The 19,184-nt window shown below is 69.7% G+C and carries 20 protein-coding genes; 8 read left to right on the forward strand and 12 right to left on the reverse strand.

All coding sequences use genetic code 11. The features are described from left to right. The first annotated feature begins 34 nt into the window (after window positions 1–34). Together OHO83_RS02230 and OHO83_RS02235 are read left to right on the forward strand one after the other, a co-directional pair. Window positions 35–430 (forward strand): BlaI/MecI/CopY family transcriptional regulator, encoded by a 396-nt coding sequence (locus OHO83_RS02230; protein WP_266679469.1) that lies wholly within the window; start codon window positions 35–37, stop codon window positions 428–430. Window positions 431–445: 15 nt separating this feature from the next. Continuing rightward, window positions 446–1,378: a M56 family metallopeptidase gene (locus OHO83_RS02235; RefSeq protein ID WP_330278517.1), complete on the forward strand. Its 933-nt coding sequence runs from the start codon at window positions 446–448 to the stop codon at window positions 1,376–1,378. Between the two features lie 35 nt (window positions 1,379–1,413). Here the strand turns inward: OHO83_RS02235 and OHO83_RS02240 are convergent, their stop codons facing one another. After that, window positions 1,414–2,199 carry an ABC transporter permease gene (locus tag OHO83_RS02240; RefSeq protein ID WP_330278518.1) on the reverse strand — a complete coding sequence of 262 codons (786 nt, stop codon included), beginning with the start codon at window positions 2,197–2,199 and terminating at the stop codon, window positions 1,414–1,416. Window positions 2,200–2,628: 429 nt separating this feature from the next. On the opposite strand from OHO83_RS02240, the gene OHO83_RS02245 reads away from it, so the two are divergent. After that, window positions 2,629–3,651 (forward strand): quinone oxidoreductase family protein, encoded by a 1,023-nt coding sequence (locus OHO83_RS02245; protein ID WP_266679463.1) that lies wholly within the window; start codon window positions 2,629–2,631, stop codon window positions 3,649–3,651. A gap of 190 nt (window positions 3,652–3,841) precedes the next feature. Here the strand turns inward: OHO83_RS02245 and OHO83_RS02250 are convergent, their stop codons facing one another. Further along, window positions 3,842–4,180, reverse strand: coding sequence for a cupin domain-containing protein (locus OHO83_RS02250; protein WP_266679461.1), 339 nt, complete (start codon window positions 4,178–4,180; stop codon window positions 3,842–3,844). Between the two features lie 384 nt (window positions 4,181–4,564). On the opposite strand from OHO83_RS02250, the gene OHO83_RS02255 reads away from it, so the two are divergent. After that, window positions 4,565–5,158, forward strand: coding sequence for a hypothetical protein (locus OHO83_RS02255; RefSeq protein WP_266679459.1), 594 nt, complete (start codon window positions 4,565–4,567; stop codon window positions 5,156–5,158). 59 nt (window positions 5,159–5,217) lie between these two features. Here OHO83_RS02255 and OHO83_RS02260 read toward each other — a convergent pair whose 3' ends face one another. Further along, window positions 5,218–5,598 (reverse strand): hypothetical protein, encoded by a 381-nt coding sequence (locus OHO83_RS02260; protein WP_329431787.1) that lies wholly within the window; start codon window positions 5,596–5,598, stop codon window positions 5,218–5,220. A 97-nt stretch (window positions 5,599–5,695) separates the two neighbouring features. Between OHO83_RS02260 and sigJ the strand changes: the two genes are divergently transcribed. Then, entirely contained in the window at window positions 5,696–6,613 is a 918-nt protein-coding gene (gene sigJ / locus OHO83_RS02265; protein WP_330278519.1) for an RNA polymerase sigma factor SigJ, read from the forward strand. A gap of 139 nt (window positions 6,614–6,752) precedes the next feature. Here sigJ and OHO83_RS02270 read toward each other — a convergent pair whose 3' ends face one another. Then, window positions 6,753–7,370, reverse strand: a complete 618-nt coding sequence (locus OHO83_RS02270) for an SUKH-4 family immunity protein (RefSeq protein ID WP_330278520.1) — start codon at window positions 7,368–7,370, stop codon at window positions 6,753–6,755. Window positions 7,371–8,009: 639 nt separating this feature from the next. Here OHO83_RS02270 and OHO83_RS02275 point away from each other — a divergent pair. From OHO83_RS02275 to OHO83_RS02285, 3 genes are all read left to right on the forward strand, one after another. After that, window positions 8,010–10,010 carry an ATP-binding protein gene (locus tag OHO83_RS02275; RefSeq protein ID WP_330278521.1) on the forward strand — a complete coding sequence of 667 codons (2,001 nt, stop codon included), beginning with the start codon at window positions 8,010–8,012 and terminating at the stop codon, window positions 10,008–10,010. A 211-nt stretch (window positions 10,011–10,221) separates the two neighbouring features. Further along, window positions 10,222–11,145 (forward strand): NADP-dependent oxidoreductase, encoded by a 924-nt coding sequence (locus OHO83_RS02280; RefSeq protein WP_330278522.1) that lies wholly within the window; start codon window positions 10,222–10,224, stop codon window positions 11,143–11,145. A gap of 479 nt (window positions 11,146–11,624) precedes the next feature. After that, window positions 11,625–12,002, forward strand: coding sequence for a VOC family protein (locus tag OHO83_RS02285; RefSeq protein ID WP_266679449.1), 378 nt, complete (start codon window positions 11,625–11,627; stop codon window positions 12,000–12,002). A 145-nt stretch (window positions 12,003–12,147) separates the two neighbouring features. Here OHO83_RS02285 and OHO83_RS02290 read toward each other — a convergent pair whose 3' ends face one another. The 8 genes from OHO83_RS02290 to OHO83_RS46880 all read right to left on the reverse strand — a co-directional run bounded on the left by OHO83_RS02290 (window position 12,148) and on the right by OHO83_RS46880 (window position 19,182). Beyond that, window positions 12,148–12,618, reverse strand: coding sequence for a hypothetical protein (locus OHO83_RS02290; protein WP_330278523.1), 471 nt, complete (start codon window positions 12,616–12,618; stop codon window positions 12,148–12,150). A gap of 259 nt (window positions 12,619–12,877) precedes the next feature. After that, window positions 12,878–13,951 (reverse strand): hydrogenase expression/formation protein HypE, encoded by a 1,074-nt coding sequence (gene hypE / locus OHO83_RS02295; protein WP_323187079.1) that lies wholly within the window; start codon window positions 13,949–13,951, stop codon window positions 12,878–12,880. Then, entirely contained in the window at window positions 13,944–15,068 is a 1,125-nt protein-coding gene (hypD, locus tag OHO83_RS02300) for a hydrogenase formation protein HypD (RefSeq protein ID WP_266679441.1), read from the reverse strand. Before hypD ends, hypE begins: the two co-directional genes overlap by 8 nt. After that, window positions 15,065–15,385, reverse strand: coding sequence for a HypC/HybG/HupF family hydrogenase formation chaperone (locus tag OHO83_RS02305; protein ID WP_116504436.1), 321 nt, complete (start codon window positions 15,383–15,385; stop codon window positions 15,065–15,067). The genes hypD and OHO83_RS02305 overlap by 4 nt, the downstream gene beginning before the upstream one ends. A gap of 49 nt (window positions 15,386–15,434) precedes the next feature. Beyond that, a complete protein-coding gene (hypF, locus tag OHO83_RS02310) occupies window positions 15,435–17,792 on the reverse strand; it encodes a carbamoyltransferase HypF (protein WP_330278524.1) in 2,358 nt (785 codons plus the stop codon). Further along, the gene (gene hypB / locus OHO83_RS02315; protein WP_266679437.1) at window positions 17,789–18,541 is read right to left on the reverse strand and encodes a hydrogenase nickel incorporation protein HypB; all 753 of its coding nucleotides are present in this window, start codon (window positions 18,539–18,541) and stop codon (window positions 17,789–17,791) included. Before hypB ends, hypF begins: the two co-directional genes overlap by 4 nt. A gap of 3 nt (window positions 18,542–18,544) precedes the next feature. Then, window positions 18,545–18,943 (reverse strand): hydrogenase maturation nickel metallochaperone HypA/HybF, encoded by a 399-nt coding sequence (locus tag OHO83_RS02320; RefSeq protein ID WP_266679435.1) that lies wholly within the window; start codon window positions 18,941–18,943, stop codon window positions 18,545–18,547. A 134-nt stretch (window positions 18,944–19,077) separates the two neighbouring features. Continuing rightward, window positions 19,078–19,182 carry a DUF6893 family small protein gene (locus tag OHO83_RS46880; RefSeq protein ID WP_389562762.1) on the reverse strand — a complete coding sequence of 35 codons (105 nt, stop codon included), beginning with the start codon at window positions 19,180–19,182 and terminating at the stop codon, window positions 19,078–19,080. Between the last annotated feature and the right edge of the window lie 2 nt (window positions 19,183–19,184).

Below are 19,184 nucleotides of genomic sequence, written 5' to 3' on the forward strand. Positions count from 1 at the left end.
GGTGACTGTAGACCAGGAAGACAGGAGGACGGCGTTGGGTGCTCAGGGACATGCTTCCGAGGCAGGTGGCAGGCGCCGGGCCAACGGCGCGCTGGAGTCCGAGATTCTCACCTTGCTCCACTCGGCCGGACGCGCCCTGACGCCCGGGGACGTTGCTGAACTCCTGTCGGCGTCCCCCGCGCACACCACCGTGGCCACCACGCTCGCCCGTCTGCACAGCCGCGGCGTACTCGAACGCACTCCGGTCGGTCGCAGTTACGCGTACGCACCCGTCTTTGACGAGTCGGGGCTGACGGCCAGGCACATGCATCAGGTGATGGCGGCAGGCACCGACCGCGCCTCTGTGCTGACCCATTTCGTGGGTGAGCTGTCCGACGACGACGAAGACCTGCTGCGCCGCCTGTTGGGCAGCGACGGCAACAACGGGTAGCGGGGAAACGTACCGATGCACCTGGCCGTCTACCTGCCGCTGCTGCTGCCCGCGCTGGCCGGCCTGAGCGCGGGCCCGCTGGCCCGCCGCCTCGAACCGCGGCTGGCGACGTGGCTGTTGACCGCCGCCACACTGATCCTGGCCGTGTCCAGCACCATGGTCCTCGGCCTGTTGGCCGTGGCCGGACTGGTGCGTCTCCCCCTGATCGACGCGCTTGAGGGCTACTCGCCCTCGGTGATCGCCCGGGAGGACCCGGCGGCCTGGCCCGCCGCCCTCGCGGGAGCCGTTCTGCTGACCCTCGCGGTGGCGGCCACCGTCCGTCTCACCGTGCGCCGCGCCGGGGCGCTGTGGTCCGCCGCTCTCGAAGCGGCCTGCCTGCCCGGGAGGGGATCGGTCGTCATCACCGACGACCGGCACGCCGACGCCTACACCATGCCCGGACTGCCCGGCCGCATCGTCATCTCCCACGGCATGCTCGACGCTCTCGACCCCACCGGCCACGACATCATCCTGGCCCATGAGCGGGCGCACCTGAACCACCATCACTACGCGTTCGTCACGCTCGCCCAGATCTCGGCCGCCGCCAACCCGCTGCTCCGCCCGTTGGCCACGTCCGTCGCCTACACGGTCGAGCGGTGGGCCGACGAGTACGCCGCACTCCACACCGGCGACCGGCGCGCCGTCGCCGAGACCGTGGCCAGAGCTGCCGTGGCCACCAAACGAACCCGCGCGCTGCGCCTGCCCTCAGCGGCCCTGGGGGTTCTCGGCCGCAGCCCGGCCCCGGGCGTCATCCCCCGCCGAGTCGCGGCCCTGCTCGAGCCTCCCCCACGCAGACCGGCCCACCTCCTCGCCGCGGCCGGAGCGCTGGTGGGGGTGAGCAGCGTCTGCGTGCTGGAAGCCGCGCATGACTTGCACGAGTTCCTGGAACTCGCCCACCTGCGTCGATGAGTGCGCTCCGGTATGGACGACCGGGGGTCCGGGCCTCAGTGCCTGTGCGCGTCAGGGCGGAACAGGTGCCGTCGAGCGATGAGTTCGACGGTCACGGCGACAGCGATGGCCTGCACGGCCATGAGGGCGATCAGCACGAAGAGCTGCACCGCCCCGGCCATCACCGGGCTCGCACCGCCCAACAGCATGCCCACGAACGCTCCGGGAAGCGTGACCAGGCCGACCGTACGGGTCTGGTCCAAGCCCGGGAGCATGGCGTCCGACGCCGCGGGCCGGGCGATCTCCATGCGCGCGTCGCGGTCGAGGAAGCCCAGTGCCATCGCGGCCTCGACCTCCCCGCGGCGCTGTTCCAACTCGTGCAGGGCGCGGCGCCCGGCGAGGACCGTCACCGTCAGGGCGCCGCCGATGAGAATGCCGGTGATCGGAACGAGCGCGAGGCCCTTGAGGGGAACCAGTCCCGTGAGCAGCAATGCGGCCACCGTGGGGACGACACCGGCGGCGATGGGTGCGGCGGTCAGCCACCAGGTGCGGTTACTGGTCAGCCGTCGGCCTGCCGTACGGACCGCGACGCCGAACATCACGACCAGGAACGCGACCAGGCCCGCCACCGTGGTGACTGCCCAGGTGATGACCACGGACACCGCGGCGAGCTGAGCCGCCGCACGCACTCCCGCGACCAGGATCTCCCGCGGCCTGCCCTCGGACGAGTCAGGAGACAGACGAAACCAGTAGGCAACCCCCGCCGCCACCGCGAGCAGTACGACCAGCATCACTCCAAGCGTGATGTTGACCGGGAAAAGAGATCTTGCGCTCAGCGTCACACGCCTCACCGTAGATGCCGCGGCACTGCAGGTACGACTGTCAGCCCGTCCCGTTGGCCACGTCCGCGCGGGAGACGTCGTGCGGAGGCAGGTGAGGGAGAGGCCTGAGGCATCAGATATCAGGCATGGCATCGCATTCTTGATCGTCGAGGCCGATCACGCTTCATCTTCCTGACAGTCCATCATCGGCTCACCGAGCGGCGTGCAGGCTCTTCGGCCGATGGCGACGGCGGCAGCTTCCTCACGACCGTCTCGGGAGATCGCCACCTCGCAGGTCGGGCGGGGCTCACCGATCTGGACGTCGCGCAACCACGGGCGGATCGACCGGGTTTTCGTCGGCGTTCCGACCCTCGGGATCCTGGGGTTCGTGTACGACCGGACCCTGCACACCATCGCGATACGTGTACTCCACAAGTACGGAGCTAGGGTATGAACGACGGGCACATCAGCGGAAACCGCGAGATCGGAGAACGGGACCAAGTGAGCACCACCTCAGCCGCATCCACACCCACATCGCGAGCCCTGCTCCTGGAGGAGTTCGGCTCCCTTCCGCATGTCGTGGAACGGGCGGTCCCCGAGCCGCAGTCCGGGCACACCCTCGTACTGATGAAGGCGGCGACGGTCGCCCACCTGGACCTCAACGTCCTGGACGGACAGTTCGGCATCCTGCCCGACCTGCCCTCCATCCCTGGCACACAAGGCAGCGGCATCGTCCTCGCCTCCGACACCCACCCCGAGGGCGCGCTCGTCCGGGTGCGTGGCGAAGGTCTCGGGCTCAGCCGCGCAGGCGCCTGGGCGGAGCACGCGCTCGTGCCCGACGCCGCCGTCGAGATCATGCCGGACGGCACCGACCCCGTGCTGGCCTGCATCTACTTCTCCCCTGTCGGCACGGCCTGGGCCTCCGTGCACCCGATCGCCCAAGTGCGTCCGGGCGAGCGGGTCCTGGTCACCGGCGCGTCCGGCGCGGTCGGCGCGACGGCGGTGCAGCTGGCCGCCCGGGCAGGGGCCGAGGTCGTCGGCGTGGTCGGCCGCCCGGCCAAACTGCCACACGTCCCCGACGCCGCCAAGGCGGTCCTCGCGGCCGACCTCTCCGAGGAGGCGATCGGCGGCAAGGTCGACGTGCTCATCGACACGGTCGGCGGCACGATCCTGCGCGATGCCCTCGGCCTGGTCCGCCCGCGCGGCCGGGCCGCGCTCGTCGGCTACACCGCAGGCCGTGAACTCACCCTCGATCTCGCGGACTTCTTCCTCGCCGACGTCTCGCTGCTCCCCGTCAACATGATCAGCCGCGGCAAGGAGGTCGCCGCGGAGGTCGTGCGCCTCCTGCCGGACCTCTCCTCCGGCGAACTCACGCTGCCGTACGAGCGTTACGGCATCGACCAGCTCGAAGACGCGGTGGCGCGGCTGCGCACGGGCGAGGCGATCGGCAAGGTGGTGCTCGACCTGGGCTGACCCGGCGGGTCGCCGAGGCGGCCGGCGTTGCGGTCGCCGGGGCATGGACGGAATTGTGGACGCTCGAGGCGTCCGAAGCCGCAGGTCCGTGGGGGCCCAAGGAGGCACGCACGGCGCTCGCGCGGGCCGGCATGGCGGCGGAGGCGGACCGTTCGACCGCCCCACCCGCACCGCCCGCACCTCTCGCAGATCAGGCGCGGTACCGGATTTCGAGCATCGTGCAGCCTGCCGGGGTGCGATAGGGGCCGTGGCGCATACCGGGCCGGCGGCTCGCGTAGTGGCCCGGCCCGAACGTCTGCCCGAGCGTGAGGTCGACCAGGTCGCCTTCCAGCAGGTACACCTCCTCGACGTAGTCGTGAGTGATCACGCCGGCGGCGCTGGTGTCCAGACCAGGCAGCCATCGCACAAGCCGGGTCAGCACAGCCGGATCATCAGGATCCCGCGACAACACCTTCTCCTCGGTGCCCGGCTGCGCGGCTTCCCGCCACGGCGCAGCGTCCCCCGCAAAGAACTCGTGTTCCTGTTTCATGACACCTCTTCCTGACCCCGGACGGCGTCCGCCGCCGGCATGCGGTTCTTTTCAGTTGAAGCTTCGAGGGGGTTCGTGGCACCGGGGCGGCTTCAGGGGGCCGGAGTTGACCATCCGCGTGCGCGTCGCGGTCCGGTCAGGCTCTGGCGGCTCGACGGCTGCACGGCTCGGCCGCTCGGCCAAGAAAGGAGCCAACTGCTCGAACTCCAACGCCTACGCTGTCTCTGGCTCAGCGATCGGTTCTTCACAAACCATGGCGGCATCCTTCCGCGCTCTGGGAAGATCCACAAGAAGTGACCTGATCATTCCCCCAAACCCTCGTCGGTGCCCGCGAAGCGGAGACCTGCAGGCCCACAGGATCAACCCACCATCCAGAATCGGGACATGGACGTTCCCAGGCTGCTGGAAGCGGCTTCCCTGCTGGTCCCGGAAGAGAGCGCCACCGAGAACGACCTCACGGTGAACGACGTCTGGGAACACCTCACCCACGACGAGTGGGAAGTGGCTCTCGGTCTGCTGGAGGAGCTCGGTGACGGCCACCCGCTTCCACTCAGTTTCTGGCAGGCCCTCGCCACCGCAGCTGAGCAGATGCGGCTGGAGAGGAGCGCGGCCTGGTGCCACTGGCGCTGCCACGAAGCACAGCACGGCGTCATACGAGCCGACCTCGACCTCAGACCTGCCCGCCACGCTCGCCGACAGACTCCCTTCTCGGGAGCCGGCGTCCTTCGGCCCATGTGGAACATCGGGCCTCGAACCCCGACGGGCGAACCGGACCTCTACGTTGCCGGCCTCTGGGTGGAGTTCGCTCCGTTCATGGAGCCCGGCGCGCGGGCCACGGTGCGTCTCGCCCCCTTGACCCCGTCCAACTGGACGCACCTTCGGCCCGGTCAGGCCATCACCATGCATGAGGACCGCACCGTCGCCGGAACGGCCGTCGTCCTGGACGTTCAGCGCCCCTCAGGCCCGGCGGCCCCATAAGGCAGGAGCTGCCCCGTCTCACGCTCGTGCAGCGCTCCAGGCGGTTCCCGTACCGGACCTCAGCGCCGGGCCAGAGCCAGCACACTCAGACCGAACATCAAGACGCCCAGAGGGAGATGGACCGAAGGAACGTGCGCGATGCCGAGCACCACCTGGACCGAGGCGAGCGCGAGGAATCCCGACGCGTGCCAGATCGGCCGGGGTGAGCCGCCGCCCCGCTTCCACGCCAGCACCGCCGCGAGCACGTACAGCATCGACGCCCCGTACATCACACGGGCTCCGACACTGTGCAGTGTCTCTCCGTACGACGCGGTCAGCAGCAGTCCGGCGGAGACCGCCTGAAGGAAGATCGTCAGGGTCTGCAGCGCGATCGCGATCTGCAGGAACGAGTAGCTGCGCCGCGCGTACCCCGTCGCCGTCGGCTTGACCTCAGTGGCCATGTCACAGTCCCCTTTTCCGCCCTCGGGCAGCAGATCGATAAGGTCTCACCAGCCCGACGACGCGGGCCTGCGAAAGGTAAGGCGAGGGGGCGGCCGGATGGGGACTGTCGGGGTCAGCACAGATGAGATAGCCGGCGAGCGACGCCAACTGATCAACGTTGCTTACCGGTTGCTCGGTTCGGTGACCGAGGCCGAGGACGCCGTACAGGATGCCTACGCACGCTGGTACGGGCTGACGCGAAGCCGGCAGGAGGAGATCCTGTCCCCCGGCGCCTGGCTGACGACGGTGACCGGCCGCATCTGCCTGGACCTGCTCGGCTCGGCACGGGCCCGCCGTGAACGCTATGTCGGCGCCTGGCTGCCCGAACCGCTGCCCGACCGCACCGAGTGGGGCCGCGCGCTCGGCGCCGACCCCACCGGCCCAGCAGATCCCGCCGACCAGATCGTCCTGGACGAGTCGGTGTCCATGGCCTTCCTCGTCGTCCTGGAGTCGATGACGCCCGCCGAACGGGTGGCGTTCGTCCTGCACGACGTCTTCCGGTACCCGTTCGCCGAGATCGCCGGTGTTCTCGGCCGGACCCCCGCGGCCTGCAAGCAGCTGGCGGCCTCCGCCCGGCGGCGGGTGAGCGTCGCGCACGCTCCGGTGACGGCGACCGGCCAGGCCGACGTGGTCAAGCACGTCAAAGAGGCCTGGGAGACCAAGGACATCGCAGCCCTCGTCGGCCTCCTCAACCCGGCCGCCGTGATGACCGCCGACGGCGGCGGCATGGTCGGCACCGTCCTGCGCCCGGTCGAGGGCGGCGCGCGCATCGCCCAGTACATGGTCGCCATCGCCGACAAGGCACCGGGGCTCGAACTCCTGGAGCGGTCGGTCAACGGTGTGCCGGGCCTGGTGGCCCAGCGTGCCGGCGTCGTCATGACCGTGGCCTCGTTCGACGTCTCCGACGGACGCGTCACCCGGATCTGGGCGGTCCGCAACCCCGAGAAGCTGCGGCCGTGGGGCGCGGAGGGCTGACCCGCGGCTCGGCCCGGGTCTCCGGCCTCTCAACTGCCCTTCAGAGGGATTTCAGCCTGTCGAGGAGGAGACCGGTCCGCAGGACAGGGGATCCGCGCAGCGTGGAGACCACGCGATACGGGGCGACATCGGTCAGCGATCACCCGTAGAGCGAGCGGGCTCCCGGACTGCTGCGCTTGAAACGCTGGCCCATGGCGATCTCCTCGCCGACCACCGACCACACGGTCCCGTCGTCCCCGAAGGGGAGCGGGTCGATGCCGCCCGCCTCCTGAAGGATGCGCTCGACCTCGCGTTCCAGGCGCTCGAAGTCGGCTTCCTCGTCGTCGTCCTCGCCGCTGAAGGTGAACTCCTCGAGCAGGCGCTGGAACCGCAGAGTGACGTGGAGGAGGGAGGAGACATCCGTGTGGAGTGGCCGCACGGTCTCCTCGTCGGGATCGAAGGCGTGCACCGTGCCGGAACCGGGGTCGAGGGCGAGGTGGGCGTTGAGAAGCAGGCCGATGACGGGCCATTGGCCCGCGTCCCGCGAGGCGTCCTCGAAGTCCTCGGCGTGGACGACGTCCTGGACGAGGGGCAGCCGGCCGGAGTTCTGGTCGGGCTCACGCAGGCGGAGCGTGCCGGTGGGGGCGCCGACGGTCTGCAGCAGCCGGGCGCCCTCGGTGTCCACGGTGCGGGGCGGGAAGGCGGTGGCGGGCAGGGTCGCGAGCCGGTCCTCGCCGAAGATGTCGGCGAGTTCGCTGCGGGTGACGTCGAAAAGCACTGCCGTAACTCCGAACTCGGCGCCGGCACAGGCGCCGCGGGACTCTTCGTGGATGGAAGGGGAGCCGGCGATCTGGGTAACTAGGAAAACGAGCCGTTCCTCCCGGCCGTCCGGGCGGATGCGACCAGTGTCGGCCAGGACAGCCAGGCCGTGCAACGCGCTCCAGGTGACTTCGGCGAACAGGTCGCGTCGCTCGTCGTCCGGGCGGAAGCAGCATCGGCGCGCGCCTTGAGCACCGCAGGCCGCGGTCGGCTTCGGTATCCCGGACACACCGACCGAGGACCGGAGTTCCAGGCCTGGCTGACCGTCAAGGCCGTGCAGGACATCCCGTCGGACAGACCGGTCCGGCCATCAGTTCGACTCTCGCGGGCGCACCGTTCCTCGCCGGCCCGGTGGACGGGCGCAGCGACGCCCCGAGATAGCTACATATGCTGGCACGACAGGCTTCATGACGGCTACGCGATCGGTTACGTCCTCCCGTCCTCCGCCCCCTGTTCGCCGGATGCCGCGCCTGCACACCACTCTTCCGATTTCTCCGAGTCAGAGACACCGCAGGAAGCGTGGCGAGAGACTCGGTCTGTGCTGATCAATCTGCCGAGTGAGACAACTCCCTTCGTAGGCCGTGCCGCTGAGGTCCGTGTGCTGGACGGGGCTCTCAGGGAGCCGGGCCTCGTGACGGTCACCGGTGGGGCGGGCATAGGGAAGTCACGGTTGGCGCTCCGGGGCGTTCGCGGCGGTGACTGGGCAGGGTTCGACGCGGTGTGCTGGGCCGACCTGTGGCCATTACAGGAGGACGGCCTGCTGACCGCCGTCGTCGCGGAGGCGCTGGACCTCTCGGACCACACCTCGCGCACGCTGATGGAAGCGGTGTGCGACTGGATCGGGCACCGTCGTGTTCTGCTGGTCGTGGACTCGTGCGAGCATCTCGTGGGCGCCTCCCGGTCCCTCGTGGCCGACCTGCTGACGGCCTGTCCTCGGCTGACGGTCCTCGCCACGAGCAGGGAGCCCCTGAGGACGGAGGGCGAGACGGTCGTCGAACTGGGACCGTTGGATCCGGCCGGCGACGCGATCACCTTCTTCGAGGCGCGTGCCGCGGCCGCGGGCCGGCCACTGCGGGACACGACGGAACGGTTGGTGGCGGAGCGGTTGTGCACCCACCTCGAGGGGGTACCCCTGGCGCTCGAGTTGGCGGCCGCCCTGTTGCGGCGATGGACGCTCACGGAGGTCTGGGAGCTGACCGAGGAGAGCATGGAGGTGCTGGCCCAGCCAGGTCTGCGCCCGTCGTGGCACAGCGCGTTGCGGACGGCGGTGGGATGGAGTCATGAACTGTGCCGACCGGCGGAGCGCCTGCTGTGGGCGCGACTCTCCGTGTTCCCGAAGTCGTTCGACGCCGAACTCGCCGCGATGGTGTGCTCCGGCGGGCCACTGACGCCGGAGACGTTACGCGACGCGCTCACGGGACTGGTGCGCAAGTCCGTGGTCATCTCGGTCGACGGCAGGTACCACCTGCTGGACTCCGTACGTGAGTACGGGCGAATGTGGCTGCGGGAGCTGGGCGAGGAGACAACCGTCGCCGCGCAGCACGCCACCGCGATGCTGGAGACGACCCGGCGCGCGAAGGAGGAGTGGCTGAGTCCCAGGCAGCAGTACTGGTACGCGCGGATGCGAGGCCTGTACCACGACGTGTGCACCGCCCTGCAGTATCTGCTCGACTCGGAGGATGCGGGAGCGCTGGAGCTCGCCGGGAACGTCTCCTTCTTCTGGGCCTGTTCGGGCCATCTGCACGAGGTCGCCCACTACGTCGAGCTTGCCGTGCAGGTCACTCCGCGTCCAGATCCGCGGCGGGCGCGAGGGCTGTGGTCCCTGGGGCTGGCGCGCATTCTGCAGGCCGACCACGTACAGGGGCGCAGGCTCGCGGGTGAGAGCCTGCAGGAGGCTTTCGGCGCCGGCGACATCGAGGGCGTGCGGCAGGCCGTCTACCTCGAAGGGCTGGCCGCGCTGCTCGACGGCGAGCCGGTCGAGGCGCTGAACCGGGCTGATGAGGCGATGCGAGGAGAAGTCCCCGCCCCGCGCGACGGTAGTGACCCGGCAACGGGAGGACGGCAGGACACCCTCACGTTCGGCCTGGCCCTGTGCCGACTGGTTCGCGTCTTCGCCCTCACCGGCTCCGGTCGCCTCAAGGAGGCACGGCACGAGGCGGAGACTCTGCGCGAGGACTGCGTGCGCCTGAAGGAGTACTGGACCCGCTCCTATGTGGACTACCAACTCGTCCTGATCGCCTTGTTCGAGGGGCGCCACCGTGAGGCGGGCGGCCACGCACGCGACATGCTCGATGCGAAGCGGCGCATCGGCGACCAGTTCGGCATCGCCATGGGCCTCGACCTCCTGGCCGCGACCTGGTCCGCCCAGGAACAACCGGACCGCGCGGTCACCGCGATCGGCGCGAGCAACCAGTACTGGCGGGCCGTCGGTCTGCTCCGCCGTGGCACACCCGAGGTCCTCCCGCTGTGCGAACAGACCCGTGCCCGGACAAGGGAAGTCCTGGGCGGCGCCGCGTACGACGACCGGCTGAAACGGGCGCAGTCCATGGCGCCGGAAGCCTTGCTGCTCGCCGTGCTTGAGCGGTACGGGAGGGCGTGAGCGGGTTCATGGGTGGGCGCATCAGTTGATGCGTGGACCACAGTCACCCGCACCTGGAGCTGTGCGGCGTCATGGTGGCGGGGTGCGGGGTGGTTGGACGGGTCTGTGCGCGTGTCGCGCTGGGTCGGGTCCGGCACGCGAGGGTGGCAGGCTGTCCGTGCGCGGCGACTGCCGGAACCGCGGTACCTCGGGGTCGAGATCGGAGTGAGTGATGAAGGCAGCCCGTTTCAGTCGGTTCGGGGGGCCGGAGGTTCTTGAGCTGGTGGATCTGCCCGATCCGCATCCGGGTCCGGGCGAGGTCCGGATCGCGGTACGCGCGGCCAGCGTCAACGCGAGCGACTGGAAGAAGCGCAAGGGCCTGATGGATGAGGAGCTGCCGCAGACTCTGGGCTATGAGGCGGCGGGCGTCGTCGACGAGCTCGGCGACGGCGTTGCGGACGTGGCCGTCGGCGACCGCGTGTTCGGCTTCTCCGCCGTGGGGGCGGCTCAGGCCGAGCTGGCGGTGCTGTCCTACTACGCGCCGATCCCGCCGTCGCTCGACTTCCCCGGCGCTGCCGCGCTCCCGGCCGCCGGCGAGACGGCCATGCGCGCGATCGACCAGCTCGGCGTCGCCGGCGGCAGGACGCTGCTCATCAATGGCGCCTCCGGAAGTGTCGGCAGCGCCGCGGTTCAGTTCGCGGTGGCACGCGGTGCACGGGTGATCGGCACCGCGAGTCCGGCGAACCACGAGTACCTTCGTTCGCTGGGTGCCGAGCCTGTCGCCTACGGCGAAGGCCTCGCCGAGCGGGTCCGCGCGATCGCGCCCGACGGCGTCGACCTCGCGCTGGATGTGGCCGGGAGCGGCGTCCTGCCCGAGCTCATCGGGCTCGCCGGCGGCCCGGACCACGTCGTGACGATCGCCGACTTCACCGGTGCGCAGGAGTACGGGGTCCTGTTCAGCCAGGGGGACACCGGCCGCGCCTTCCATGTGCTCGGCGAGATGTACGAGTTGATCGAGTCGGGGCGCTTCTTCCTCCCGGTCGCACAGACGTTTCCACTCGCCGAGATCTCCCAGGCGCACCGGGTCAGCGAGGACGGTCGACTCCGCGGGAAGCTCGTGCTCGTGATGAGCCTCCCCACACGCGGCTCCCAGTGATTCGGAACGTGCCGGGGTTCGCGCCAACCGATGGGGCCGCATGAGCGGCGGGCTGACCGCCGGGCGGAACGGCGATGGCATCGACAACACGGGGCCGGCCCCGGCTTTCCCGCGACTGTGACGCTCGACGGTCACCGACAACCGCGCTACCGGGCAGGGCGGGGGCATCGACAGCGGGCAGCACTCCGAGATCACGCTGACGGACAGCAGAATCTCCGGCAGCCTGCCTCACAACAGCGCCGGAGACACGCCCGCTCAGGGTCAGAACACCCAGTACAGCAAGGGTTCTCAGAGCGTGTCTTGAAGTCAGTTGCGCGGCCTACGACCTCGCCTGGAGGACCAGCGGGGCAAGGGCCTGAAATCACTCGCCACTGATCGCCCAGCCCGGTACGGTCGCGTCAGTGTCCTCACTGCCGGGTGCGCCTGAGAACTGGGCGCGGCCGCCCCGACAGTTCCCACGCTGAGAGTAGGTTTCGTCAATGGCATGCCGTATCAGTGAGCTCGTGCTCGGTTGTCGCGACCCTGAGGTGTTGGCGCGGTTCTGGTGCGAGGTCCTGGACTTCGTGGTGCTCGACCGCGAGGAGGGGTGCATCGAGATCGGAGCGCGCGAAGGGTTCGGCGGCCCGCAGCCGACGATCATCCTCAGCCGCAGAGACGAGCCGGAGCCCGGGAAGTCCCGGCTGCACATCGACGTCAACGCCACCGACCGCGACATGGACGCGGAGCTCGAACGCCTCCTCAAGCTCGGAGCGCGCCGGGCCGACATCGGCCAGACCGGGGACGAGCCCTGGCACGTCCTCGCCGATCCCGAGGGCAACGAGTTCTGCCTGCTCAAGGCCCGCCTCGCTGCACTCTGACGGCCCCGTCGGCAACGAGACAGCACCCGGCCCGTCGTGATCGAGACGTAAGGGTGGTCTCCGGCAGGGGTTCACCACCAGGAAGAACACCCCATCTCCGGAGACCATCCCGCGTATCGCCGTCATCAACGACGGCCTTCCGACCTCACTCCGAGACAGGGCCGAGGCCGTCGGCCACGACTACGCAGGCGCTGAGATGCCGGGGCTCCGCGTCTCGCGAGGACAGCTCCAGGTCCACTTCCCCTCCGGAGGGCCCGCCGTCCAGCGGGACACGGAGCCAGGTGAACTCCCGGCCGTCGAGCTGTTCGCGGCGGGCCTTCTCGTTCCCGTCGACGCGGACGATCAGCCGCCTGTTGAAGGTGTTGGGGTCACCGGTGAGCAGATGCACCCTGCAGCGTCCGGCGGGCCGTCTCAGGCGTAGTACGGACGGGGCGCTGTCCCTTACGTAGTCACGGCGCACTACGTCGAACAGTCCGGTGTCGGTGGCTGCCGGCGCATCGCCGACCCAGCCGAAGTCCGCGCCCTCGTGCCAGGCACTGTCGGGCGAGAGGCGGGTGTAGTCCTTCACGATATTGACGACGCTGCCGTCCGGTGCCCGGACCAGGAGACGGCGCACGCCCCAGGCTTCCGGCTCAGCGGGCGCACGATCTCGAAACCCAGTTCCTGCGCCCCCGCGTAGGCGGAGTCGACGTCATCCGTGAGCACGGAGACGGCCGAGTCCCCGGATGAGGTGGGTCCCGCGTGACGAGCTGGATGTTCACCCCCGTCTCAGGGGACGTACCGCCGCTTGAAACGGCGGTGCGGCGGTGCTCATGCTGAGCACCGCCGCCGCTACGCGTGGCCTGTCGCGCCGCCGGTCCGAAGCGTGTCGGCCGTCAGCAGATCCGCGGAAGCTGTTCGCCGATCGGCAGGTCGACGACGCGTGTACCACCCAGGCCCGTGCGGGCGACCACCATGCCCGGATGCTCCTCGACGGCCTCGCCGATCACTCGCGCGTTGACGCCCAGCGGATGGGCCCGCATCGCGCCGAGTACGGCGTCCGCGTGTTCACGTGGGACGAACGCCACGAGCTTGCCCTCGTTAGCCACATAGAGAGGGTCGAGCCCCAGGATCGCGCACGCGTTGGCGACAGCCGGCGGGACAGGCACGTCACCTTCCTGGATGACGACGCCTGCGCCGGAGGCCACCGCGATCTCGTTGAGCGCGGCGCCCAGGCCGCCGCGGGTGGGATCGCGCAGCACGTGGAGGTCCTGTGTCACCGCGAGCATGGCGTCCACCAGGCCGCCCAGCGCCGCGCAGTCGCTCTCGATCTCGACGCCGAATTCCAGCCCCTCACGCACGCTCATGATCGCCACGCCGTGAACACCGATGTCACCGCTGACGATGACGACGTCGCCGGGGACCACGCGCTGGGCGCGGATGTCCACGCCTGACGGGATGAGCCCGATCCCGGCGGTGTTGATGAACACCCCGTCTCCGTGACCGCTTTCGACGACCTTCGTGTCACCGGTCACCACCTCGACTCCGGCGCGCCGTGCGGCCGCGCCGAGGGTCTCGGCGACCCGGGCCACGACCGACATCTCGACGCCCTCTTCCAGGATGAAGCCGCAGGAGAGGTAGGCGGCCCGTGCGCCGCTCATGGCGAGGTCGTTGACGGTGCCGTTGACCGCGAGGTCTCCGATGCTGCCGCCCGGGAAGAACAGGGGCCGCACCACGTAGGAATCGGTGGAGAACGCCATCCGGACACCGCCGAGCGAGAGGGCGGCGGAGTCGCCGAGCTGAGACAGGGTCTCGCCCCCGAACGCGGGCGCGAAGACGTGCTGCACCAGCTCCGCGGACAGGGCCCCTCCCCCTCCGTGTCCCATCACCACCCTCGGGTGATCACGCAACGCGACCGGGCAGGTCCATGCGGTCGGGTCCACGGCTGTCAGTTGGGTGGTCTCAGGCAACGGGGCTCGCCTCCAGCGGCGCGGTGGTGATGTCGAGGCGTCGGTACAGGTAGTAGGCGGCACACGCGCCCTCGCTCGAGACCATCGTCGCTCCGAGTGGGTTGCGCGGTGTGCAGGTGGTGCCGAAGGCGGCACACTCGTTCGGCTTCAGCAGCCCCTGCAGCACCTCGCCGCTGCGGCACTCCGCGGGCTCACGGGTGTCGATGTCACCGACAGAGAAGCGGTGCTCGGCATCGAAGTCCCGGTAACGGGAGGAGAGCCGCCAGCCGCTGTCCGGGATGACGCCGATGCCTCGCCAGGCCCGGTCGGTACCCTCGAAGACGTCCGCCAGCATGGCCTGGGCCGCGGGATTTCCCTCGGGCCGGACGGCCCGGGGATAGGCGTTGTCGACCGTGTGTTCACCCCGCTCCAGTTGCAGCACGGTCCGGCGCACACCTTCCAGAATGTCCAGCGGTTCGAAGCCGGTGACCACGATCGGAACGCGGTAGCGGTCCGCGAGTTCGGGGTACTCACCGACACCCATCACGCTGCATACGTGTCCGGCGGCGAGGAATCCCTGGACCCGGCAGTGGGGAGACTCCATGATCGCCTTGATCGCCGGCGGGACTCGCACGTGGGAGACCAGGAGACTGAAGTTCTTGATGCCCAGCTTGCGTGCCTGATAGACCGTCATCGCGTTGGGCGGGGCGGTCGTTTCGAAGCCGATGCCGAAGAACACCACTTCCCGGTCGGGGTTCTGCTGGGCGATGTGCAGAGCGTCCAGCGGCGAGTACACGACGCGCACGTCGCCGCCCTCGCCGCGTACCTGGAAGAGGTCACGGCCGGTGCCCGGAACCCGGAGCATGTCACCGAAGGAGCAGAAGATCACTCCCGGCCGGGAGGCGATCTCGAGGGCCTTGTCGATGACCTCGAGCGGGGTGACGCACACGGGACATCCCGGCCCGTGGATCAACTCCACGTGATCCGGCAGGAGTTGATCGATCCCATGGCGGATGATCGTGTGCGTCTGTCCGCCGCACACCTCCATGAGGGCCCATGGCCTGGTCACCACTGAGTGGATGTCGTCGAGCAGACGCCGTGCCAGGTCCGGGTCCTGGAACTCGTCGAGGTACTTCACTGCTGTGCCTCCTGGGGAACGTCCTTGTCGTCGGCCCACTGAGGTCCGCCTGCCTCGGCCGCAAGCTCCCACGGGTCGCCGAACTCCTCCTGGAGCAGGCCGAGATTGGCGAAGAGCTCCAGTGTCTGCTTGGCCGATTCCTCGTCCAGTTTCTGGAGCGCGAATCCCACGTGGACGATGGCGTATTCACCCACCTGGAGGTCCGGCAGGTACTCCAGGCACACCTCCTTGACCACTCCGCCGAAGTCGACGGTGGCCATGCGGGTGCCGTCGCGATCCTCGATTTCCGTCACTCTCCCGGGTACCGCCAGGCACATGGGGGGCTCTCCTCACTGTGGTGGTCCGATCCGGCTTGCGACTGCGGTGTCATCCGGCGGTTGCGCGCCCCGCGATCATCAGTTGACCGAGGGCCAGCCCTCCGTCGTTCGGCGGGACTTCGCCGGCACGCAGCACTCTGAATCCGTCCTGCCCGAGCCCTCGGGCGCAGGCCGAGGAGAGCAGGACGTTGGCGAACACGCCGCCGGTCAGGACGACGGTGGACGTGCCGTGCCGTTCGCGCGCCACCGCACACATCCGCCACACGAGATCTGCGACTCCGGCATGGAAGCGGGCCGCGATGACCGCCGGCTCCGCGCCAGCGCGAACGTCATCGACCACGGCTCTCACCACCGGTGCAGGATCGGCAGTCATCGGCTCCGAGGTGTCCGGACTCAGCGCGAACCGGTATCCGGTGCCGTCTCCGTCCACGGTCCCCCTCAGCGCGGCCGCCTCCAGCTCGATGGCTGCCTGTGCCTCGTATCCCACCTGGTGGCACACGCCCGCCAGGGAAGAGACGGCGTCAAAGAGCCGGCCCATGCTCGACGTCGGCACACAGTTCAGGCTGCGCTCCAACTGCCGTGCCAGTACCCGTCGTTCGTCATGCGGGCAGGCGATCACACTGGGCAGGTCATCCGTCCACGCGATGCCCGCTTCCCGGAGCTGCGCGAGCGCCATGCGGTACGGGCGGCTCACCGCAGCGTCACCGCCGGGCAGAGGCACGTACGCGAGATGGCCAATGCGCCGGTACGTGTCGTAGTCCGCGAGCAGGATTTCGCCGCCCCACACCGCCCCGTCGTCGCCGTATCCCGTGCCGTCGAATGCGACGCCGATGACCGGTCGGCTGCCGTCGAGGCCATGTTCGGCCATGACCGCGGCGACATGGGCGTGATGGTGCTGCACGCGGACGACCGGGCGGTTGTAGGCGTGCCGTTGAGCCCACTGTCCGGATCGGTAGCCGGGGTGCCGGTCCGCCGCCAGCAGTCCGGGCTCCACACCTGTGATCGACTCCAACTGCCGTTCTGCGCGCGCGAAGGCGTGCTGGGTCTGCAGGTCGTCCATGTCTCCGATGTGCGCGGAGAGCCAGGCCTTCCGGCCTTCGCCGAGGCAGAACGTGTTCTTGAGGTCTCCCCCCACGGCGAGCGAGGGCCTGACGGACACCGGCAGGGAGACGGGCAGCGGGGCGTATCCGCGAGCGCGGCGTACTGTCATCCGTTCGCCGTCGCACACGCGCAGCACGGAGTCGTCGCAGGGCACGTGGATGGGGCGGTCGTGGGTGAGCCAGGCGTCGGCCAGGGATGCAAGCCGCTCAAGTGCCTCGGCGTCATCGGTGACGATGGGCTCACCGGCCACGTTGCCGCTGGTCATCACCAGTGCGCTCGGCCCGTCCGGATCGCCGGCCAGGCCGAGCAGCAGGTGGTGCACCGGGGTGTACGGAAGCATGACTCCCAGGTCGGGGCTGCCCGGTGCCACCGCGTCCGAGAGTGTGCACTTTCCTGGCTCGACGTCAATTCGGCGTCTCAGCAGGACGATCGGCCGAACGCCACCGCAGAGAAGGGTCCGCTCGGGCGGACTGATGTGCACGAGGTGCTCGATGTCGGCGAGGCTCTTCGCCATCACCGCGAACGGCTTGTCGCCCCGCCCTTTGCGGCTGCGCAGCGCGGACACGGCCTGGGAGTTCCCGGCGTCGCAGGCGAGGTGGTAGCCGCCGATGCCCTTGACGGCGAGGATGGCACCGGCGGTCAGCAGCGCGCGTGCCTCCTGGATCGGGTCGACGTCGGTGTCAGGTCGGGGAGACGCGTACACGAGGCTCAGGCGCGGGCCGCAGGCACGGCAGGAGACGGGCTGGGCGTGGAATCGCCGGTCTCCCGGGTCCGTGTACTCGCGTGCGCAGTCGGCGCACATCGGGAAGCCGGCCATGGTGGTGTGCGCTCGGTCGTACGGGAGTCCGGTGACGATGGTGAAGCGCGGCCCGCAGTGTGTGCACGTGATGAACGGGTGCCGGTACCGACGGTCACCGGGGTCGGCCATTTCGGCGAGGCACGCGCCGCACGTGGCCGTGTCCGGGGAGACGAGCGTGCGCGGCGATCCCTGCGAACGCGAGGCGACGATGGCGAATCCGCTGCCGCCTCTGAGGGGGACCTGCTCGTGCTCCACGGACTCCACCATGGCCAGCGGCGGGGCTTGTTGAGCGATCCGGTCGCAGAACCGTGCGACGGCGGCGTGATCTCCCTCGACCTCGGCGACGACGCCGTCTTCGGTGTTGGTCACGTGCCCCGCCAGCTCCAGCGACGTGGCCAGGGTGTACAGGAACGGCCGGAACCCGACGCCCTGGACGACACCACGTACCGTGACGCGACGGCGCTGAGCCGCCTGGGCGACGGCGTGGCCGGGTTGAAGTGTGCTCACGGGAGAGGCCGCGTCATGACGACATCGTCCAGGTCGTCGTGGTGGTGATGGTGCTCGTGAGGCTGTCCGGCCATGACCGGTTCGTGCACGGCCCCGCCGTCCGCGACGGCGAGGGCACGATCGAGCAGTTCACCCACGCCACCGCCCCGTCGGGCCGAGGTCAGGACCACCTCCACGCCGGGGTTGACCTGTTCGACGTGCGCGCGGAAGGCTTCCTCGTCGAACTCCACGGCTTCGGCGATGTCGGCCTTGGTCACCACGACCAGGTGCGCGAGGCCGAACGCCGTGGGGTACTTCAGCGGCTTGTCCTCGCCTTCGGTGACCGACGCGAGGACGACGCGCAGGTCCTCCCCCAGGTCGTAGGAGGCCGGGCAGACCAGGTTCCCGACGTTCTCCACGAACAGCAGGCGGGTGGCCGCGGGCAGCCAGTCCTCCAGGTGGCGCCCGAGCATCGAGGCTTCGAGATGGCAGAGCCCGTCGGTGAGTACCTGCTTGACCGGCACTCCGGACCGGGCCAGACGTCTGGCGTCGTTCTCCGTGGCGAGGTCGGCGGTCAGCGCTGCGGTCGGCACTCCGCGCTCACGCGCGCGCAGGAGTTCGCGTTCCAGCAGGGCGGTCTTCCCGCTCCCCGGGCTGGACAGCAGATTGATCATCGTGGTGCCGCGGCCCGCGAGTTCGGCCCTCAGAGCGTGCGCGGTCGCGTCGTTCTTGGCGAGCACCGCCTGGTGCAAGTCAACGGTTCGGCACATGACTCAGCGCTCCTCGGAGATCGGTTCACAGGTTCGTTGACGGGCGGCCGGCTCTTCCTCCCACCGCACGCTGACGATCTGCAGCTCTCGGCCCGACAGCAGTTCGGGCGTCGGCTCGCCGCAGCGCGGACAGCAGAGGCGCGGCGGCATGCCCACCGCCCATTCGTCGGCACAAGGCGCGCAGCGTGCCCGGCCGGGCACCGACTCGGTGACCAGCTCGGCCCCCTCGAGGAGGGTTTCGGCGCAGGCGAGTTCGAAGCAGAAGGACAGCGCGTCCGGCACGACACCGGCGAGCTCCCCCACCTGCAGTCGCACCGAAGTGACCGAGGTGACCCCGCCGTTCAGTTCCGCCGCCTCTTGCACCTGGCCGACGACAGCCATGGCGATGGACATCTCGTGCATCGGTCTCCGTCCTGGCAGAGGCCGATCGTTGGGCGGCCATTGCGCTCGGCTCCATTACAGGGGGCTCGCTGCCGTGCGACCTCGGGGCTCGCCGACTCCACTGCCCTGGTGCACCGTTCGGCGCAAGGGGCCCGTTACATGCTTCTCATACGCAGGTAGCGCTGAACGTCGGGCACGATGTGCCGTGCGAGCACGGCGAGCGCGACGACGGTGACGGCTCCGATGACGGACTTCTTCATGA

This window comes from Streptomyces sp. NBC_00569 (genome assembly GCF_036345255.1).
Classification (GTDB): Bacteria; Actinomycetota; Actinomycetes; order Streptomycetales; family Streptomycetaceae; genus Streptomyces.